This is a genomic window from uncultured Jatrophihabitans sp., from assembly GCF_964246335.1.
In the GTDB taxonomy this organism is placed as follows: Bacteria; Actinomycetota; Actinomycetes; order Mycobacteriales; family Jatrophihabitantaceae; genus Jatrophihabitans.
Genome location: NZ_CAXTQF010000006.1, coordinates 39,527 through 57,601, shown reverse-complemented (window position 1 = coordinate 57,601; position 18,075 = coordinate 39,527). Strand labels below are relative to the sequence as shown.

Genomic DNA, 18,075 nt, shown 5'->3' with positions numbered 1-18,075 from the left:
TTCCCGCCATGGCTTCGCAGCGGCACACCTTCGTCATCGTCGGCGGCGGTTCCGCGGGGTGCGCGCTCGCGAACCGTCTGTCGGCCGATCCGAGCAACGACGTCCTGGTGCTCGAAGCCGGGCGCCGCGACTATCCGTGGGACGTCTTCATCCACATGCCGGCCGCGCTGACCTACCCGATCGGCAATCGCTTCTACGACTGGAAATACGAGTCGGAGCCCGAGCCGCAGATGAACGGCCGGCGCGTCTACCACGCACGCGGCAAGGTGCTCGGCGGTTCGAGCAGCATCAACGGGATGATCTTCCAGCGCGGCAACCCGATGGACTACGAGCGCTGGGGCGCCGACGCGGGCATGGAGTCCTGGGACTACGCGCACTGCCTGCCGTACTTCAAGCGGATGGAGAACTGTCTCGCGGCCGACGCGGACGACCCATGGCGCGGCAAGGACGGGCCGCTCTGGCTCGAACGCGGCCCGGCGTCGAACCCGCTGTTCGAGGCGTTCTTCGAGGCCACCGTGCAGGCCGGGTACCCGCGGACGACGGACGTCAACGGCCTGCGGCAAGAGGGCTTCACCGCGTTCGACCGCAACGTGCGCAAGGGCCGGCGCTGGTCCGCCGCGCGCGCCTATCTGCACCCTGTCCTCGACCGGCCGAACCTGAAACTGGTCACCGGCGCGCACGTCACCCGGGTGCTGTTCGACGGCACCCGCGCCACCGGTGTCGAGTACCTGCACCGCCGGCGTGGACGCACTGCGTTGGCCGAGACGGTCATCCTCAGCGGCGGCGCCATCAACACGCCGCAGCTGTTGCAGCTCTCGGGCATCGGCAACGCCGCCAAGCTGCAACGGGTCGGCATCATCGCACGCGCCGACGTGCCCGGCGTGGGCGAGAACATGCAGGACCACCTCGAGGTGTACATCCAGTACGCCTGCAAGCAGCCGGTGTCGATGCAGAAGTACATGGCGAAGAAGTGGATGCTGCCGGTCGGCGCGCAGTGGCTGTTCCTGCGTTCCGGTCCCGGCGCGACGAACCATTTCGAGGGCGGCGGTTTCGCGCGCAGCAACGACGACGAGCGCTACCCGAACCTGATGTTCCACTTCCTGCCGGTGGCCGTGCGCTACGACGGGTCGGCGCCGGCGTCGGGCGACGGCTACCAGGTGCACATCGGGCCGATGTTCTCCGACTGCCGAGGCTCGGTGAAGATCACGTCGACCGATCCGAGACGCAAGCCCGAGCTGCGCTTCAACTATTTGTCCACCGACCAGGATCGGCGTGAGTGGATCGAGGCCATCCACGTCGCGCGGGACATCCTCAACCAGCCGGCCATGGCGCCGTACAACGGTGGCGAGATCTCGCCCGGCGACGCCGTCAAGACCGACGACGAGATCCTCGAGTGGGTCCGCAACGACGGCGAGACCGCGCTGCACCCGTCCTGCACGGCCAAGATGGGCACTGACGACATGGCGGTCGTCGACCCGGTGACGATGGACGTGCGCGGCGTCGAGAACCTCAAGGTGGTCGACGCGTCGATCTTCCCCTACATCCCGAACGGCAACATCTACGCGCCGGTGATGATGAGCGCGGAGAAGGCCGCCGACCTCATCCTCGGCAACACCCCGCTGGTGGCCGACACCCGCGAGTTCTACCGCGCCAGCCCCGGGACCCCTGCGTGAGTCAACTGTTCATCGGGGGCGAGTGGCGCGATGCGTCCGACGGCGGCACCCGCGAGATCCGCTGCCCGGCGAACGGCGCATCGGTCGCGACGGTGGCCGAGGCGACGACCGACGACGTGCTGGCCGCCATCGCTGCTGCCCGACAGACCTTCGACGCAGGCATCTGGTCCGCCACGCCCGAACCGGAACGCGGCGCGCTGCTGCACCGCGTGGCGGACGTCCTCGACCGCGACGCCGACGACTTCGCCGGCGCAGAGTCACGCGACACGGGCAAGCGCTTTGTCGAATCGCAGTACGACATGGCCGACATCGCGGCGTGCTTCCGCTACTACGCCGGGCTCGCCGGCAAGCAGACCGGCCGCGTCGTGGACACCGGCCGCGCGGACGCGATCAGCCGCATCGTGCACGAGCCGGTCGGCGTCTGCGGGCTGATCACGCCGTGGAACTACCCGCTGCTGCAGACCGCGTGGAAGGTCGCGCCGTGCCTGCTCGCCGGCAACACCTTCGTGCTCAAGCCCAGCGAGCTGACGCCGTCGACCGCGATCATGCTCATGCGCGCGCTGACCGAGGCGGGACTGCCGGCCGGCGTCGCCAACCTCGTTCTGGGCGCCGGGCCGGTCGCCGGCGCGCCGCTCGCCGAGCACACGGACGTCGACCTCGTCTCGTTCACCGGCGGGCTGGAGACGGGCAAGCGCATCGCGGCCGCCGCCGCGCCGACCGTCAAGCGCGTCGCGCTCGAGCTCGGTGGCAAGAACCCCAACATCGTGTTCGCCGACGCCGACTTCGAGACGGCCGTCGACTTCGCGCTGACCGCCGTGTTCCTGCACTCGGGCCAGGTGTGCTCGGCCGGCACGCGCCTGGTCGTCGAGGCGTCGTTGCACGACCGGTTCGTCGACGAACTCGTCGAACGAGCCGACCGCATTGTGCTCGGCGGTCCGTTCGACGACGACGCACAGGCCGGCCCGCTCATCTCCGCCGCCCACCGCGACAAGATCGAGGCCTACGTCGCACAGGCGATCGACGACGGCGCGAAACTGCGCTGCGGCGGTGAGCGCCCGCGCGAACCGGAACTGGCCGACGGTTTCTACTACCGGCCGACCATCCTTGACGGGTGTCACGGCGGCATGGCGTGCGTGCACGACGAGTCGTTCGGCCCGGTGCTGACCGTCGAGACGTTCGACGACGAGGACGAGGCGGTGCGCATCGCCAACGACACCCATTACGGGCTCGCCGGCGGCGTCTTCACGCAGGACGCCGGCAAAGCCCAACGGATCGCCGGCCGGCTGCGGCACGGCACGATCTGGATCAACGACTTCCACCCGTACCTCCCGCAGGCCGAGTGGGGCGGCTACGGGCAGTCCGGCATCGGCCGCGAGCTCGGCCCGTCCGGGCTGGATGAATACCGCGAGACCAAGCACATCTGGCAGACGATCGATCCCCGACCGCAGTACTGGTTCCCGAACCGGAGGACGCCATGACGGCAACACGACCCGCGAGCAACGCCGACCACGACGAACTCGCGAGCTTCGGTTACAAGCAGGAGCTCGACAGATCGCTGGGCAAGTTCTCGTCATTCGCAGCAGGATTCAGCTACATCTCGATCCTCACCGGCGTCTTTCAGCTGTTCGGCTTCGGCTTCGCCTTCGGCGGCCCGGCCTACTGGTGGACGTGGCCGATCGTGTTCCTCGGCCAGTTCCTCGTCGGGATGTGCTTCGCCGAGATGGCCGGCCAGTTCCCGTTGGCCGGCAGCGTCTACCAATGGTCGAAGCAGGTCGCGCGGCCGCTGACGTCGTGGATGGCGGGCTGGATCATCCTGATCGGCGCGATCGTCACTGTCGCCGCCGTTGCTGTCGCGTACCAGGTGATCCTGCCGCAGATCTCGGACACCTTCGAGTTCGTCGGTGGCTCCGCCGACGTCGGCAGCTACCTGACCCCGGACGGTGCGAAGAACGCGGTCGTGCTCGCGTTGCTGCTCGTGGTGTTCACAACGGTGATCAACATGATCGGCGTCAAGGTGATGGCGATCATCAACAACGTCGGCGTCGCCATCGAGCTCGTCGGCGCGACCGTGTTGGTGATCCTGCTCGCGTTCCACATCACCCGCAGCCCGGCCATCATCATGCACACCAACGGCACCGGCGACGGCCGGACATGGGGGTACTTCGGCGCGTTCCTGATCGCCGGCCTGGCCAGTTGCTACATCTTCTACGGGTTCGACACCGCGGGTTCGCTCGCCGAGGAGACGAACAATCCGCGTAAGCACGCCCCGTCGGCCATCCTGCGCGCGCTCGGCGCCGCCGCTGTGCTCGGCGCGCTGCTCATCCTGTTCGCCTTCATGTCGATGCCGAACATCGAGCGGGCGAACGTCATCAAGGCGATCGGCACGCTGGGCCTGCCCTACGTCGTCAAGGCCGTGCTCGGCAACGGCGTCGGCGACATCTTCCTGGTGTGCTCGGCGATCGCCATCACGGTGTGTGCGTTGGCCGTGCACACGGCCGGTATCCGCATCATGTTCACCATGGCCCGCGACGGCCGGCTGCCGTTCGGTTCGAGGGTGGCGCGGGTGTCGGGCAAGTCCCGCACGCCGATCGTGCCGGCGATCGTCATCGGCGTGCTGACCGTCGTGCTGCTGCTGGTCAACATCGGCAACCAGCGGGTGTTCTACGTCCTGACGTCGGTCGCGATCATCTTGTTCTACATCGCGTACATGTGCGTCACCGGCCCGCTGCTGTTGCGCCGATTCAAGGGCGAGTGGCCGCGCAAGAACCACGGTCCGTATTTCTCCATGGGGCCGTTCGGCACGTTCGTCAACGTCGTCGCGGTGCTTTACCAAACGGCGGTCGTCATCAACCTCGCGTGGCCCCGGCCGGACGTCTACGGCTCGGACCACTGGTACTTCCAGTACGGCGCGTTCGTGTTCGTCGGCGGCATCGTGGTGATCGGCGGCATCTACTACTTCACGACACTGCACAACAAGACCAGCGAAGTACTCGCCGAGCACCGTGCCCTGCCCGCCGCACCGGCCGAGGAGCTCGGCGCAGCGGCGTCGGACGGCGAGCTCGGCGCCGCCCCGGCCTGATTCGCGTCACGGCGCCCAGCCGAGCTGCGTGAGCACGTCGTAGTTGTCCACGCGAATGGCGTCGTCGGTGAAGCGCCCCTCGTCGTCGAAGTGGAAGATGTTGAACAGGTCGAACGTCACGCGTCGATTGTTCGGCGGCAGCGGCCCGACCGGTGACTGCGTGAACTCACGGACGAAGGTGCCTTCGATCCACGTCTGGCAGGCCATGTCGTTGGCCTCCACGATGACGATCCCTCGTCGAATGGAACGGTCGTCGAACGCGTCACGCACTGACGCGAAATACCCGAGCAGGCCGTCGAGGTCGAGCTCGACACCACCCGGGCCCCTGAACCGGTAGCCCGGCGCGAAATAGCGTTTCAGCTCCTCCGGTGCATCGCCGGACACCTCTAGCTCGCCTGCACGAGTCATCCGCGCAACCAGTTCCTCCCGGGTGAATCCGCTGCTCACAGCCGTGCTCCCAACCGTCGTCACGTCGGTCCGAGTCGTCGACGCTAAGACTTCGAGCGGACTCGAGGTCAAGCCGTCTAGGCTGGGCATGTGGCCGCACCACCCGGCGACGTCGATGAAGTCACCTTCAGCATCGGCGAGGTGACTGAACGCACCGGCGTCTCGGCGACGACGCTGCGCTTCTACGAGGACGAAGGCCTGTTCGCCGCGCCCATCCGTCGCGACGCCGCGGGCCGCCGCCGGTTCCGCGAGGTGGACGTCGAGTGGGTCCAGGTCTGTTCGCGGTTGCGGGCATCGGACATGCCGCTCGAGCTGATCCACCGCTACGTGGAGCTGTTCCGGTCCGGCCCGGACACCGTCGAGGACCGCATGCGGCTGCTGGAGCGACACCGCGAGGACGTCCGCGCGCGGATCCGCGAACTACAGGACGCCTCGGACGTGATCGACCAGAAGGTCACCTTGTACGCGCAGGCCCTGGCGGACGGGACCGCCGACCAGTTGTGGTCGCACGGTCCGCTTTGTGACTGACCGATGCTCGCTGTCCGCGTGGTCGTGCGCGCCCTGTAACCCGTCCCGCAGGTGTATTACGCACGTAATACACCTCCGGACAGCTGAGTGACTTCGTCCGACGCGCGCAGCCCTGTGCGGTCGTCCGCCCGGCGGCTAGCTCAGGCCGGCGTAGGAATGCAGGCCGGACACCACGATGTTGATCACCAGGAAGTTGACGACGATCGCGCCGAAGCCGGCGAGGTTCACCCACGCGGCGATGCGGCCCTTCATGCCGGCCGTCGCCCGCGCGTGCAGGTAGCAGGCGTAGACCACCCAGACGATGAACGCCCACGTCTCCTTGGGATCCCAGCCCCAGTAGCGACCCCACGCCGCCTCGGCCCAGATCGCGCCGCAGATGATCGCGACGGTGTAGAGCGGGAACGCGAAGGCGACGATGCGGTAGGCGGCCTTGTCGAGCGTCGCCGCCGCGGGCAGCTTGGCAGCCAGCGTGCCGATCGAGCCGGGCGTGTACCCCTCGCGGGTGCTCAACTTGTCGTGCCGCTGCTTGACCAGGTACAGGCCGGTGAGCACCGCGCTGGTCATCAACGCGCCCTCGGCGAAGGACACCAGCGTGACGTGGATAGCCAGCCAGTACGACTGCAGCGCAGGAACCAGCGGTTGGGCCCGCGAGTACAGCACCGTCCCGGCCAGGAACATCATCAGGATGACCGGCAGCAGCACGAACGCGCCCAGGAAGCGCAGGGTCGGCAGCTTCCAGAGCACCGCGAGGAACGCGACGATGCCGATGAGGCCGGCCACCGACGCGAACTCGTACATGTTCGACCACGGCACGGCGTCGACGGCGATGGCGCGCACAGCGATGGACGCGGTGTGGACCAGCGCGCCGAGCACGGTGATCGCGACCGACCAGCGGCCGATCCGGTCCGCGGACAAACGCCGGCGCGGCGGGGCTGATGCGCCGGTGTCGACCGTCTCGACGACCGGTGGCCCGCCGGCCCCGACGAGTGTGCGCTCGGGGGTGCGGCTCGTCGCAGCGAGCTTGCGCCCGACGCGGCTAAACGCGTACTCGGCGGTGTAACCGACCATCGCGAGCGCGTACACGGCGATCGCCGTGGTGAACAGGCCGTCGGACAGGTGCGCCATGGGACCGCTGATGCCTGCCATGTCAGTCCTTTCCGCCGGCCGGCTCGAGCGCCAGCTGCCGCGACGTCCGGTCGGTGTTGCGCACCGAGGTGCCTGCATTGCCGAGTCGTTCGACCAGGTTCGCGAACTCGGTGGTGAAGTTCCCGGAGTCGCTGCGTGCGAGGCCGCCGACGCTTACCACGGTAAGCGACTCGCCCTCGTCCGCGTCTGTCGGGTCCGTCACCGCAGCCGGCCTGATGCGCAGCCACAGCCGGCGCCGGCGCACGCCGAGCGAGCCGATGAGACCCAACACCATGGCCAGCGCGGCGATCAGCAGGTATGCCTGCGCGGGGTCGTGCGAGACCTGCAGGGTCGCGGTCGGCCGCCAGCCGTCGAAGGTGACCCGTACGCCGTTGGGCAAGGTCTTCGTGTCGCCGATTCCCAGCTTGGCGCTGCCCAGCTGCTTCATCTTCGAGGTGTCCAGCGAATACACCGACTGCTGCTCACCGTTGCCGGTGAGGTCACCCTCGTAGACGGTCACGCCGAGCAACGGCTTGTCGACGCGCGGCGAGGCGGAGACGATGCGGCCGCTGGCGTCGAATGCCGGCGAGGGCGCGAAGAACGCGCTGATCCCGATGTCCTGCGGGGTGCCGGTGGCCGGGCCCTGCTCCTTGTACGCGCCCTCGGAGAAGAAGGTGGACGGGTTGGACGGGATGAACGTCTGCGTGTCGTGCCGCACCGATCCGTCGGGCATCCGCACCGTGATGCTCGGCGCGAAACCGTGGTTGATGAGGTAGACGCGGTCACCTTCGAGGCGCAGCGGGTGGTTGACGGTGATGCTCGTCCGGCGGTCCTTCGCGCGCACGTCGGGGCGGTAGACGACGTCGGCGCGGAACTCGCTGGGTTCACCGCTCTTGGTGTACGTCGCGGTGAACTTCGTCAGCTTGTCGATGCAGAACGGCGCCGGCGACACCTTGCCCTCGGCGGCGAACCGGCCGGGGTTCCACGAGTCGAACTGCGACGCGACGTTGCAGAAGCCGCTGCCCTGCTTGACGATCACCGACCCCTGGTACGTGTAGAGCCGGCCGACCGCGATCAGCACGAGCGCGACGAGCAACGCCACGTGGAAGATCAGGTTGCCGGTCTCGCGGCTGTAGCCCTTCTCCGCCGACAGCGTGACGGCGCCGGACGGCTCGTCGCGCCGCTCCACGCGCCACCGCCGGCCGAGCACCGCACGCGCAGCGCCGGCGTAGTCGACCGGCTCGTCGGCAACCTCGAAACGCGCCGACTCCGGCAGCCGGTCGAGGTTGCGTGGCGCGGGCAGCGGCTTGCGCGCGACGGCCCGCGCGTGCACCCGGATGCGCGGCACGAGGCAGCCGATCAGCGAGATGAACAGCAGCAGGTAGATCGCGGCGAACCACACCGAGCCGAACACGTCGAACAGCCCGACGGCGTCGAGGAAGCGACCCCACGAGCCGTGCGCGGCGATGTAGGAGTTGGTCTTGTCCGGGTTCAGCGGGCGCTGCGGCAGCAGCGAGCCGGGCACTGCGGCGACGGCCAGCAGGAACAGCAGGATCAGCGCGGTGCGCATGCTGGTCAGCCGCCGCCACACCGTGCGCACCGGCCGCGCCAGGGCCGCCGTCAACGATTCGCTCATACGTCGAACCCGGAGTTCTGCCCGACGTTCGCGCGCAGCACGTCCATCAGGTGGTTCCACTCGCCGCTGACCAACAGCACGCCGATGACGATGAGCAGGCCGCCGCCGATCGCGCTGACCACCCGCATGTGCCGGCGCACGAAGCCGAGCGCGCTCGCCACCCAGCCGAAGCCGAGCGCGACGAGGACGAACGGCACGCCCAGGCCGACGCAGTAGCAGACGGTCAGGAACGCACCGCGTCCCGCCGTGCCCTCGGTGAACGCCATCGAGTAGACGGCGCCGAAGGTCGGCGTCAGGCACGGCGCCCACGCCAGCCCGAACGCGACGCCCAGCAGCGGCGCGCCGACGAGACCCGCGCGCGGCAGTCGGTGCACCCGCCACTCGCGCTGCAGGACGCCGATGCCGCCGAGGAAGACGACGCCCAGCACGATCGTGACCACGCCGAGCACCCGCTCGATGCCCAGCGTGTGGTCGCGGATGGTGGCCCCGAGCGCGCCGAACAGCACGCCCTGGGCGACGAAGATCGTCGTGAAGCCGAGCACGAACAGCGCAGCACCCGCGACCATCCGCCGCGGCCGGCGCTGCGCGTCCGGGCCGTCGTCCGCACCGGACAGCCCGGCGACGTAGGACAGGTAGCCGGGCACGAGCGGCAGCACGCAGGGCGAGAGGAAGCCGATCAGCCCGACGAGCAGTGCCACCCCGGCGGCAGCCAGCAGCGGCCCGTCTGTGACGGTGTGCGCGAAACCGCCGGCGCCGACGATCACCTCACTTCTCCGCGAGGAGCTTGTCGATCGAGTGGGTGAGATCCACCGGCGACAGGCGCACGACGTACACCGCGGCCACGCGACCCTGCTTGTCGAGCAGCACGGTGAACGGCAGCCCGAGCTGCGGGATCTTGCCCAACTCGACCGCGGTCTCGCCTTCCTCGTCGGAGACGATCGGATAGGTGATCTTGTTGTTCTTGACGAACGCCTGCGCGCTGTCCTTGACGTCCTTCGTGTCGATGCCGACGAAGTCGACGCCGCGCGACCTGACCTGGCGGTAGACGGAATCGAACTGCGGCGTCTCCGTCTTGCACGGACCGCACCAGGTGGCCCAGAAGTTGATGACGGCGACCTTGCCCTCGGTCGTGGTGGAGCGGAACGTCCCCCCGTCGAGCAGCGACCCGTCGAAGGCGCCGGCCTTCTTGCGCTCGGCAACGGGATACAGCTGGCCGAGCGGCGTGCCGGTGCCGAAGGAGAAGTCGCCGTCCTGCTTCGGATTCTGGTCGACCGCGTTGCTCCCGGTGCACGCCGCGAGCACCGGTACCGCCACGAGTGTGGCGGCCCAGACTGCAGCGGCAGCGAGGCGGCGTTTCATCGTCTCCCAGTGTGCGACACGCCGCCGGCGTCCGCGCCACCGGACTCAGCCGGTGTTACGCACCCAACCCCTCGCCGGCGGGCAGGTCGGCGGCGGGCTCCGCGTAGTCGACGCGCACGACGGTGTCGCCGTCGAAGGTCAGCGAGGTCACCGAGGCGAGCGCGCACTGTCGCTTGCGCGGGTCGTGGAACAGGTGCTGGCCCTCCACCCGGCGCCGGGCGGTGACGATGGGCAGCTGGTGGCTGACGCACACCGCCGCGCCACCGGCCTTCGCGGCGCGGTCCCGGGCCGCGTGCGCGGCGGCGAGCACCCGTTCGGCGATCTGCTCGTACGGCTCACCCCACGAAGGGCGCAGCGGGTTGCGGAAGTACTTCCAGTTGCTTGGGTCGCTCAGCAAGCCTTTGCCACCGGCCACCTGCCGCCCCTCCAGCTCGTTGCCCGCCTCGATCAGGCGGTCGTCGGTGGCGATCTCGAGTCCGGTCGCCGCCGCGAGCGGCGCAGCGGTCTGCTGGGCACGCTCGAGGGGCGACGCGACGAGGTAGCCGATGTCGCCCCGCGCGGCGAGCCACGTCGCGGCGTGCGCCGCCTGCCGCTCACCGAGTGCGCTCAGCCGGTACCCGGGCAGCCGGCCGTACAGCACGCGGTCCGGGTTGTGCACCTCGCCGTGCCGCAGTAGATGGACGGTGACGACGGCGCTCATGCCGTCGCCGAGGCCGCGGCCTGGGCGGCCGCGGGCAGTGCCTGCTCGATGCGGCCCATCGTCTCGTCGGTCATCGCCGTGTTGACGAACCACGACTCGAACGCCGACGGCGGCAGGTACACCCCGGCGTCGAGCATGGCGTGGAAGAACGGCTTGTAGCGGAAGGTCTCGGCGGCCTGCGCACCGGCGAAGTCCCGCACCGGGTCCGCGGCGAAGAAGACCGAGAACATGTTGCCTGCGTACTGCAGCTGGTGCGTGACGCCGGCGTTGGTCAGCGCGGCGGTGACCATCGCGCCGATCGTGCGCGCGTTGGCGTCGAGCGTCGCGTAGGTGGCCGCATCGGCCAGGCGAAGTGACGTCGAGCCGGCGGCGACCGCCACCGGGTTCCCGGACAACGTGCCCGCCTGATAGACCGGCCCCTCCGGCGCGAGCAGCGACATCGTCTCCGCGCGGCCGCCGAAGGCCGCGGCCGGCAGGCCGCCACTCATCACCTTGCCGAACGTGAACAGGTCGGCGTCGACGGGGTCCAGCCCGTACCAGCCCGCGGCCGAGACGCGGAAACCGGTCATCACCTCGTCCATGACGAGCAGCGCGCCGTGCCGGTAGGTGATCTCGCGCAGGCCGGCGTTGAAGCCCTCGTCCGGCGCGATCGCACCCATGTTGCCGGCGGCCGCCTCGGTGATGACGCAGGCGATGTCGTCGCCGAACTCGGTGAAGCAGGCCTCGACGGCGGCGAGGTCGTTGTACGGCACGACGATCGTCTCGGCCGTCTGTGCGCCGGTCACGCCCGGGGTGTCGGGCAGTCCGAAAGTGACGACGCCGGAACCGGCCGCGGCGAGCAATGCGTCGACGTGGCCGTGGTAGCAGCCGGCGAACTTGACGATGCGGTGCCGCTGTGTGACGCCGCGGGCGAGCCGAATGGCCGACATGGTGGCTTCGGTGCCGGAGTTGACGAGGCGCACCTGCTCGACCGGAGCGACGCGCTCGACGATCTGTTCGGCGAGCGTGGTCTCGCCGCGCGTCGGCGTGCCGAACGACAATCCGTCCGCGGCGGCGGCCTGCACCGCTGCAACCACCTCGGGGTGGGCATGGCCGTGGATCATCGGCCCCCACGACGAGACGAGGTCGACGTACTCGCGGCCGTCGGCGTCGGTCAGATACGGCCCCTGGCCGTTGACCATGAACCGTGGGGTGCCGCCGACCGCGCGGAAGGCTCGGACCGGCGAGTTGACCCCGCCGGGGATCACGGCGCGGGCACGGTCGAACAGCTCGGCGGAGCGGGGGGCGTCGGACACGCCCCCAGTCTGCCTGCCGGGCTTCGCACGGCAGGATGGCGGCATGGACATCACGAACAGTGTTGCGGTTGTCACCGGTGGCGCGTCCGGCCTCGGCCTGGCGACGGCGAAGCGGCTGAGCGCCGCGGGCGCGACGGCTGTGCTGATCGACCTGCCGGCCACGGACGGTGCGGCACGGGCGCACGAGCTGGGCGCGACGTTCGCGCCGGCCGACGTGACGAGCGAGGCCGATATCGCGGCAGCACTGGACACCGCGGCCGGGCTGGGCGCCATCCGCGTGGTCGTCAACTGCGCGGGCATCGGCACGCCGGGCAGGGTGATCGGCAAGAAGGGCGTGCTGCCGCTCGAGCAGTTCGCGCAGGTGATCACCGTGAACCTGATCGGCACCTTCAACGTCATCCGGCTCGGCGCCGAACGCATCGCCGCCGCGGAGCCGGTCGACGGCGAACGCGGCGTCATCGTCAACACCGCTTCGGCCGCCGCGTTCGACGGCCAGATCGGCCAGGCCGCCTACTCGGCGTCGAAGGGCGGCGTGGTCGGCATGACGCTGCCGATCGCCCGCGACCTCGCCGACAAACTCATCCGGGTCATGACGATCGCGCCCGGGCTGTTCCACACGCCGATGCTCGCCGGGCTGCCGCCGGAGGCGCAGGAATCGCTCGGCGCGCAGGTGCCGCACCCCTCGCGGCTCGGCGACCCCGACGAGTACGCCGCGCTGGTCGAGCACATCGTCGCGAACCCGATGCTCAACGGCGAGGTCATCCGCCTGGACGGCGCGATCCGGATGGCGCCGCGCTGAGGCCGCTGCCATGGCGATGATCCACCTGCGGGTCGTGTGCCCGCAGCACAAGGCCCGGGCCGTGCAGGACGCGTTGTCCGCAGCGACCGGGGTCGTCGCGGTGCGCGCCGGCGTCGACACCTCGGACGGGCAGGAGATCACTGCCGATCTCGCTCGCGAGAGTGCCGGCTCGGTGCTGGCCACACTGCATCACCTGGACGTCGGCACCGACGGGCTGATCACCATCGAGCCGCTCGACACCGCGCTCGGCATGCTGGCCGACCGCGCCGAGCGCGAGGCGCCGGGCGAAGGTGCCGATGCCGTCATCTGGGACGAGCTGGCCGCGCGGACCGGTGAGGATTCGACCCTCACCTGGACATTCCTCGCCTTCCTCGTGCTGGCCACCCTGCTCGCGTCGATCGGCGTCGTCACCGACTCCCCCATCACCATCGTCGGGGCGATGGTCGTCGGGCCGGAATTCGGTCCGCTCGCCGGGCTGGCGGTGGGCATCCTGCGCCGCCGGGCCGATGCCGTCCGGCGCGCGCTGCTCGCGCTGCTGGTCGGCTTCCCGGTCGCGCTCGTCGTGTGCAGCCTGCTGGCACTGCTCGCGCGCGCCGTCGGGCTCATCCACGCCGGCGACATCACCGGCAGCGGCCGCCAGACCGAGTTCATCTACCACCCGGGGTGGTTCTCGCTGATCACCGCGCTGGTCGCCGGTACCGCGGGCATGTTGTCGCTGACGTCGAGCAAGTCGGCGGCGCTGGTCGGGGTCTTCATCTCGGTGACGACCGTTCCCGCCGCCGGCAACGCAGCCGTGGCCGGCGTGCTCGGCCAGTGGCGTGAGACCTGGTTGTCCCTGGCGCAGCTGGGCATCAACCTCGTCGGCATCGTCGCCGCGGGCGTGCTTACCCTGGCAGCGCTGCGCGCCGGGCAGGCGGCGGACGACCGCGTGCTGCGCCGCTGACGGCACCCTCGCGGCGGTCACGTGCCCGCCTTGACGAGCTGAGCCGGCCGGCCGGGAGCCGGCCGGACGGGTCAGGTCAGGCGCTTGCGCATGACCACGCGACGACCGACGTCGTCGAGGCCCCGCTCCTGCTCCGCGCGCCGCAACTCCTGCAGCGCCGCCGACGTGGCGGGCACCTCGGTGAAGCCGTGCCGCGCGTACCACGGCGCGTTCCACGGCACGTCGGCGTAGGTGATCAGCGTGACCGACCGGTGGCCGTGCTCACCTGCCCAGCGGCAGGCGGCGTCGAGCAGCCGGGTGCCGTGACCGCGACGCATCTGCCGCGGGATCACCGCGAGCTGCGCCACGTGCGCCGCGCCGTCTACCTCGTCGATCTGCACGTAGCCGATCGCCGGTGCGCCGACGACGAGCACGGCAGCCGCCGCCCCGAGGGCGTCGACGTCGAAGTCGAGCGGCGGCAGCTCGTACCCGGTGATCCGGAAGACGGCCTCGGCGCGCGCGTCGATGTCCGGCACGCGCTCGAGGTCGGCAGGCGTGGCCGCGCGCACGTCGAGGTCGATCGGCTCGTCGGTGACGACGGACGTGTCGTGGCCCAACGCCGTACGCAATCGTTGTGGGTGCCGCGTCGGAACCACGATCGCCCGCCCGTCGGTCAGCTGCAGGGTGACGCCGTTCAGCCCGCGGGGCATCCCGGTGCGCCAACCGAGCACCGGCAACTCGTCGTCCACCGCCGCGGCGGACGACTCGATCAACGAGCGGTCGACGGTGTCGTCCCCGACCCACAGCCGAGTGGCGTCGAGCTGCACGGACTTGGTTGCGCGCGCTGCGTGGATCACGAGCAGGTCGATGCCCAGCAGCAGCACGGCCGCACCGATCCAGCCGGGCAGGTGCGCGACGGCGCCGTGGACGTCGATGCCGAGGTCGATGCCGAACCCGACGGCGAGCAGCAGCGCGAACAACCAGAGGCTGCGGTAGCCGCGCGCCGGTTCGACGTACTCCGGCGTCACGGCCTTGGTCTCGCTCACCCGAGACGTGCGGCGACTTCCGCGGCCCAATAGGTCAACACGATGGACGCGCCGGCGCGCTTGATCGAGGTGAGCGTCTCGTCGATCACGCGGTCGCGCTCGAGCCAGCCGTTGGCCGCAGCGGCCTCGACCATCGCGTATTCACCGCTGATCTGGTACGCGGCGACCGGCAGCGGGCTGGCCTGCGCGACGGCGGACAACACGTCGAGGTAGGGCAGGGCGGGCTTGACCATCACGATGTCCGCGCCCTCGGCGATGTCCGCGGCGACCTCGGCCAGGGCCTCGTCGACCGAGCGGGTCGCGTCCTGCTGGTAACTGGCGCGGTCACCCTGCAGCGAGGAGTTGACGGCCTCGCGGAAGGGTCCGTAGAAGCCCGAGGCGTACTTCGGCGCGTACGCAAGAATGCCGGTGTCCGGGTAACCGGCGGTGTCGAGCGCCTGCCGGGCGGCGCCCACCTGGCCGTCCATCATGCCGCTGGTGCCGAGCAGGTGCGCGCCCGCTTCAGCCTGCGCGAGCGCCATCGCGCTGTAGCGGAACAGCGTGGCGTCGTTGTCCACTGCGCCCTGCTCGTCGAGAACGCCGCAGTGGCCGTGGTCGGTGAACTCGTCGAGGCACAGGTCGGACATCAGCACGGTCGCGTCCCCGAGCTCGGCACGCAGGTTGCGCAGCGCGACGTTCAGCACCCCGGCCGGGTCGTCGGCGCCGCTGCCGATTGCATCCTTATGCTCGTCGGTCGGCACGCCGTAGATCATCAGTCCGCCGACGCCCGCCTCGACGGCGGCCACTGCGGCCTTGCGCAGCGACTCCTGCGTGTGCTGCAGCACGCCGGGCATCGACGTGATCGGGACGGCCTCGCCGGCGCCCTCGCGCACGAACATCGGCAGGACGAGGTCGCTCGGGCGCACCGTGACCTCACTGACCATCCGGCGCAGCGCGGGGGTGCGCCGCAGCCGGCGGGGGCGCCACGTCGGGAACGGAGGCAGCTGCGGCAGGTCCGGCGAACTCACGCCCTCGAGATTACGTGCGTCTGCACTCGCAGACGTCGCTAACGGCGGTCTTGAGCCCGCAGATAGCGACGGTTGCGGGTGCAAACCGGTCGGGGGTTGTGACGCGGGACACATGGTGCCAAACTGGTGCAATCCACCGATCAACACGCGTTGACACTTCGAGTTGATAGAGGGCCGCATGGTCACCCGCCGCGAAGTCGCCCAGCGCGCCGGCACGTCCGACGCACTGATCAGCTACGTGCTGAACGGCGGCCCCCGCGGCGTGGCGGACGGCACGCGCGAACGCATCCTGCGTGCCATCGACGAGCTCGGCTACCGGCCCAACGCCGTCGCCCGCTCGCTGCGCATGTCGCGCACGATGACCATCGGGCTCGTCGTCCCGGACAACTCCAACCCGTTCTTCGCCGAGCTCGGCCGCGCGCTCGAGGACGTCGCCTTCGACGCCGGCTACACGTTGCTGCTCGGCAACGCGATGGACGACCCCGAGCGTGAAGCCGCGTACGTGCGCTCGATGATCGACCGGCAAGTGGACGGCCTGATCGTGGCGCCGGCGACCGACTCCGCGCGGTGGATCGCGGAGTTGGCCGGCACGTCGATCGCGCGCGTGATGCTCGACCGCGACCTCGACGTGCCGGACGCCGCGCACGTGCTCGTGGACAACGACGGCGGTGCCTACGCGGCCACCACGCACCTGCTCGGCCACGGCGCTCGACGCATCGCGTGCGTCGCCGGCCCGGCCCACGTGTCGTCGGCCCGTGAGCGCGCCGCCGGCTGGCGCCGCGCCCTGCACGACGCCGGTCACCGCGCCGACACCGAACTCGTCGCGCAGGCGCCGTTCGGACGCGCGCACGGCTACCACGCCGGCCATCGGCTGCTGAGCATGGACGACCGCCCGGACGCGGTTTTCGTCGGTAGCGACGAGCAGGCCGTCGGCGTGCTGCGCGCGGCTGCCGACCTCGGGGTGCGGGTGCCGGACGACCTCGCGATCTGCAGCTTCGACGGCGTCGAGGCGGGCGCGTTCACGATGCCGACGCTGACCACGATGCGCCAGCCGTTCGAGTTGATCGGCCGCCGCGCCGTCGGGTGGATCGCCGAGAAGGTCGCCGATCCCGGGCTCGCGCCGATGCGCCTGCGCTACGACACCACGCTCGTCCGACGCGGATCCTGTGGCTGCCCCGACCGGTCCCACGACGAACCGGAGCCACCGCCGGCCGACCGACCGGTCCGAACAGCCGGATCGACCACGAGGGAGGACCAGGAAGAAGGCAGGCAATGACCCGACGACGACACATGGTGGCGGCCACCTTGGGCGCACTCGCGGTGGCCACCGGCTCGCTCGTGACGGCAGCAGCCGTCGCCGCGCCGCACCCGACCGGCGCCGGCCATGCCGGGGCGCGGACTGCGGCCGTGCCCCGCGGTCCGGTCATCCTCGACGAGGACAACGCGGAGCTCGACGACGGCGCACAGTCGATGTTCATGCTGCTTCAGGCCCACGCCAACCTGATCGGCATGACCGAGGTCGCCGGCAACACGTGGGTCGAGCAGGGCGAGGAGGACACACTCTCCCAGGAGGCGCTGATCGGTCGGCACGTGCCGGTGTATCCCGGCGCGAACACGCCGCTTTCCGGCGACCGCCGGCACCAGCTCGGCGCGGAGCAGAAACTCTTCGGCCCGGTGCAGTACACCGGCGCGTGGGCAGTCCCCGAGCCGCCGTCGTACCGGCAGCTGCCCGAACCGCCCTACGGCGGGTACGCGGCCCAGGCGCCGGAGCGCGAGAGTGCCGCCGACTTCATCGTCGCGGCCGCGCACAAGTACCCGCACCAGCTGACGATCATCGCCGGCGGCGCGTTCACCAACGTCGCGCTCGCGATCCGCACGGACCCGACCATCGTGCCGCTGGTCAAGCAGATCATCTACATGGGCGGCGCAGTGACCGTGCCGGGCAACACCAGTGCGGCCGCCGAGTTCAACGTGTGGTTCGACCCGCAGGCGGCGAAGATCGTGTTCAACGCGCCGTGGCGCAAGCAGACATTGGTCCCGTTGGACGTCACGAACACGACGCTGTACGGCAAGGCGCAGTACGACCGCATCGTTGCCGGGCGGCCCACTCTCATCAAGAAGGAGTTCAAGGCGCTCCAGGGTCCGGGCTTCGCGAAGTCCCCGCGCATGACGTCCTTCGTCTACGACGAGATCGCCACGGCCGCGTTCCTCGACCCGAGCGTGGTGACCTCCGCGACGAACGACTTCGTCGATGTCGACACGACGTACGGGCTCGACTTCGGGCGCACCGTGGGCTACCCGCCGAACTGGAAGCAGGGCACCGTCGCCGGGCCCGCGGGCAGTCGGCAGCTCCGCGTCGTCATGAACATCGACCACCGCAAGTTCTTCGATCTCTACACCTCACTGCTGCACTCCTGATCCCCCGGCAGGAGTCCGTCCGATCCCGGAAAGGAACTGTG

General features: G+C 70.1%; 17 protein-coding genes. 8 read left to right on the top strand and 9 right to left on the bottom strand.

Annotated elements, in window-relative coordinates:
- Nucleotides 1–8 precede the first annotated feature (8 nt).
- From betA to ACFFCN_RS03365, 3 genes are read left to right on the top strand one after another with little or no spacing between them, the layout of a single operon-like run.
- A complete protein-coding gene (gene betA, locus ACFFCN_RS03375; protein ID WP_375489712.1) occupies nt 9–1,673 on the top strand; it encodes a choline dehydrogenase in 1,665 nt (554 codons plus the stop codon).
- On the top strand, nt 1,670–3,151 hold the full coding sequence (locus ACFFCN_RS03370; RefSeq protein WP_375489711.1) for an aldehyde dehydrogenase family protein: 1,482 nt from the start codon (nt 1,670–1,672) through the stop codon (nt 3,149–3,151). Before betA ends, ACFFCN_RS03370 begins: the two co-directional genes overlap by 4 nt.
- Nucleotides 3,148–4,752, top strand: a complete 1,605-nt coding sequence (locus ACFFCN_RS03365) for an amino acid permease (RefSeq protein WP_375489710.1) — start codon at nt 3,148–3,150, stop codon at nt 4,750–4,752. The genes ACFFCN_RS03370 and ACFFCN_RS03365 overlap by 4 nt, the downstream gene beginning before the upstream one ends.
- A gap of 6 nt (nt 4,753–4,758) precedes the next feature.
- Here the strand turns inward: ACFFCN_RS03365 and ACFFCN_RS03360 are convergent, their stop codons facing one another.
- On the bottom strand, nt 4,759–5,199 hold the full coding sequence (locus tag ACFFCN_RS03360) for an ester cyclase (RefSeq protein ID WP_375489709.1): 441 nt from the start codon (nt 5,197–5,199) through the stop codon (nt 4,759–4,761).
- 90 nt (nt 5,200–5,289) lie between these two features.
- Here ACFFCN_RS03360 and ACFFCN_RS03355 point away from each other — a divergent pair, with 90 nt between their 5' ends.
- Entirely contained in the window at nt 5,290–5,727 is a 438-nt protein-coding gene (locus tag ACFFCN_RS03355; protein ID WP_375489708.1) for a MerR family transcriptional regulator, read from the top strand.
- Between the two features lie 135 nt (nt 5,728–5,862).
- On the opposite strand, the gene ccsB is transcribed toward ACFFCN_RS03355, so the two are convergent.
- From ccsB to hemL, 6 genes are read right to left on the bottom strand one after another with little or no spacing between them, the layout of a single operon-like run.
- A complete protein-coding gene (gene ccsB, locus ACFFCN_RS03350; protein ID WP_375489707.1) occupies nt 5,863–6,873 on the bottom strand; it encodes a c-type cytochrome biogenesis protein CcsB in 1,011 nt (336 codons plus the stop codon).
- Between the two features lies 1 nt (nt 6,874).
- The gene (locus ACFFCN_RS03345; RefSeq protein WP_375489706.1) at nt 6,875–8,488 is read right to left on the bottom strand and encodes a cytochrome c biogenesis protein ResB; all 1,614 of its coding nucleotides are present in this window, start codon (nt 8,486–8,488) and stop codon (nt 6,875–6,877) included.
- Nucleotides 8,485–9,252, bottom strand: coding sequence for a cytochrome c biogenesis CcdA family protein (locus ACFFCN_RS03340; RefSeq protein WP_375489705.1), 768 nt, complete (start codon nt 9,250–9,252; stop codon nt 8,485–8,487). The genes ACFFCN_RS03345 and ACFFCN_RS03340 overlap by 4 nt, the downstream gene beginning before the upstream one ends.
- A 1-nt stretch (nt 9,253) precedes the next feature.
- Nucleotides 9,254–9,847 (bottom strand): TlpA family protein disulfide reductase, encoded by a 594-nt coding sequence (locus tag ACFFCN_RS03335; RefSeq protein WP_375489704.1) that lies wholly within the window; start codon nt 9,845–9,847, stop codon nt 9,254–9,256.
- A gap of 55 nt (nt 9,848–9,902) precedes the next feature.
- Entirely contained in the window at nt 9,903–10,547 is a 645-nt protein-coding gene (locus ACFFCN_RS03330; RefSeq protein WP_375489702.1) for a histidine phosphatase family protein, read from the bottom strand.
- Nucleotides 10,544–11,887, bottom strand: a complete 1,344-nt coding sequence (gene hemL, locus ACFFCN_RS03325; protein WP_375489744.1) for a glutamate-1-semialdehyde 2,1-aminomutase — start codon at nt 11,885–11,887, stop codon at nt 10,544–10,546. The genes ACFFCN_RS03330 and hemL overlap by 4 nt, the downstream gene beginning before the upstream one ends.
- Between hemL and ACFFCN_RS03320 the strand changes: the two genes are divergently transcribed.
- Nucleotides 11,886–12,641, top strand: a complete 756-nt coding sequence (locus ACFFCN_RS03320) for a 3-hydroxyacyl-CoA dehydrogenase (RefSeq protein ID WP_375489700.1) — start codon at nt 11,886–11,888, stop codon at nt 12,639–12,641. The genes hemL and ACFFCN_RS03320 overlap by 2 nt on opposite strands.
- 16 nt (nt 12,642–12,657) lie before the next feature.
- Nucleotides 12,658–13,584 (top strand): DUF389 domain-containing protein, encoded by a 927-nt coding sequence (locus tag ACFFCN_RS03315; protein ID WP_375489743.1) that lies wholly within the window; start codon nt 12,658–12,660, stop codon nt 13,582–13,584.
- Between the two features lie 71 nt (nt 13,585–13,655).
- Here ACFFCN_RS03315 and ACFFCN_RS03310 read toward each other — a convergent pair whose 3' ends face one another.
- Nucleotides 13,656–14,609 carry a GNAT family N-acetyltransferase gene (locus ACFFCN_RS03310; protein ID WP_375489699.1) on the bottom strand — a complete coding sequence of 318 codons (954 nt, stop codon included), beginning with the start codon at nt 14,607–14,609 and terminating at the stop codon, nt 13,656–13,658.
- Entirely contained in the window at nt 14,606–15,616 is a 1,011-nt protein-coding gene (gene hemB / locus ACFFCN_RS03305) for a porphobilinogen synthase (RefSeq protein ID WP_375489697.1), read from the bottom strand. Before hemB ends, ACFFCN_RS03310 begins: the two co-directional genes overlap by 4 nt.
- Before the next feature lie 178 nt (nt 15,617–15,794).
- Here hemB and ACFFCN_RS03300 point away from each other — a divergent pair, with 178 nt between their 5' ends.
- Together ACFFCN_RS03300 and ACFFCN_RS03295 are read left to right on the top strand one after the other, a co-directional pair.
- Nucleotides 15,795–16,892, top strand: coding sequence for a LacI family DNA-binding transcriptional regulator (locus ACFFCN_RS03300; protein WP_375489695.1), 1,098 nt, complete (start codon nt 15,795–15,797; stop codon nt 16,890–16,892).
- Nucleotides 16,889–18,034, top strand: a complete 1,146-nt coding sequence (locus tag ACFFCN_RS03295) for a nucleoside hydrolase (protein ID WP_375489693.1) — start codon at nt 16,889–16,891, stop codon at nt 18,032–18,034. Before ACFFCN_RS03300 ends, ACFFCN_RS03295 begins: the two co-directional genes overlap by 4 nt.
- The last annotated feature ends 41 nt before the right edge of the window (nt 18,035–18,075 follow it).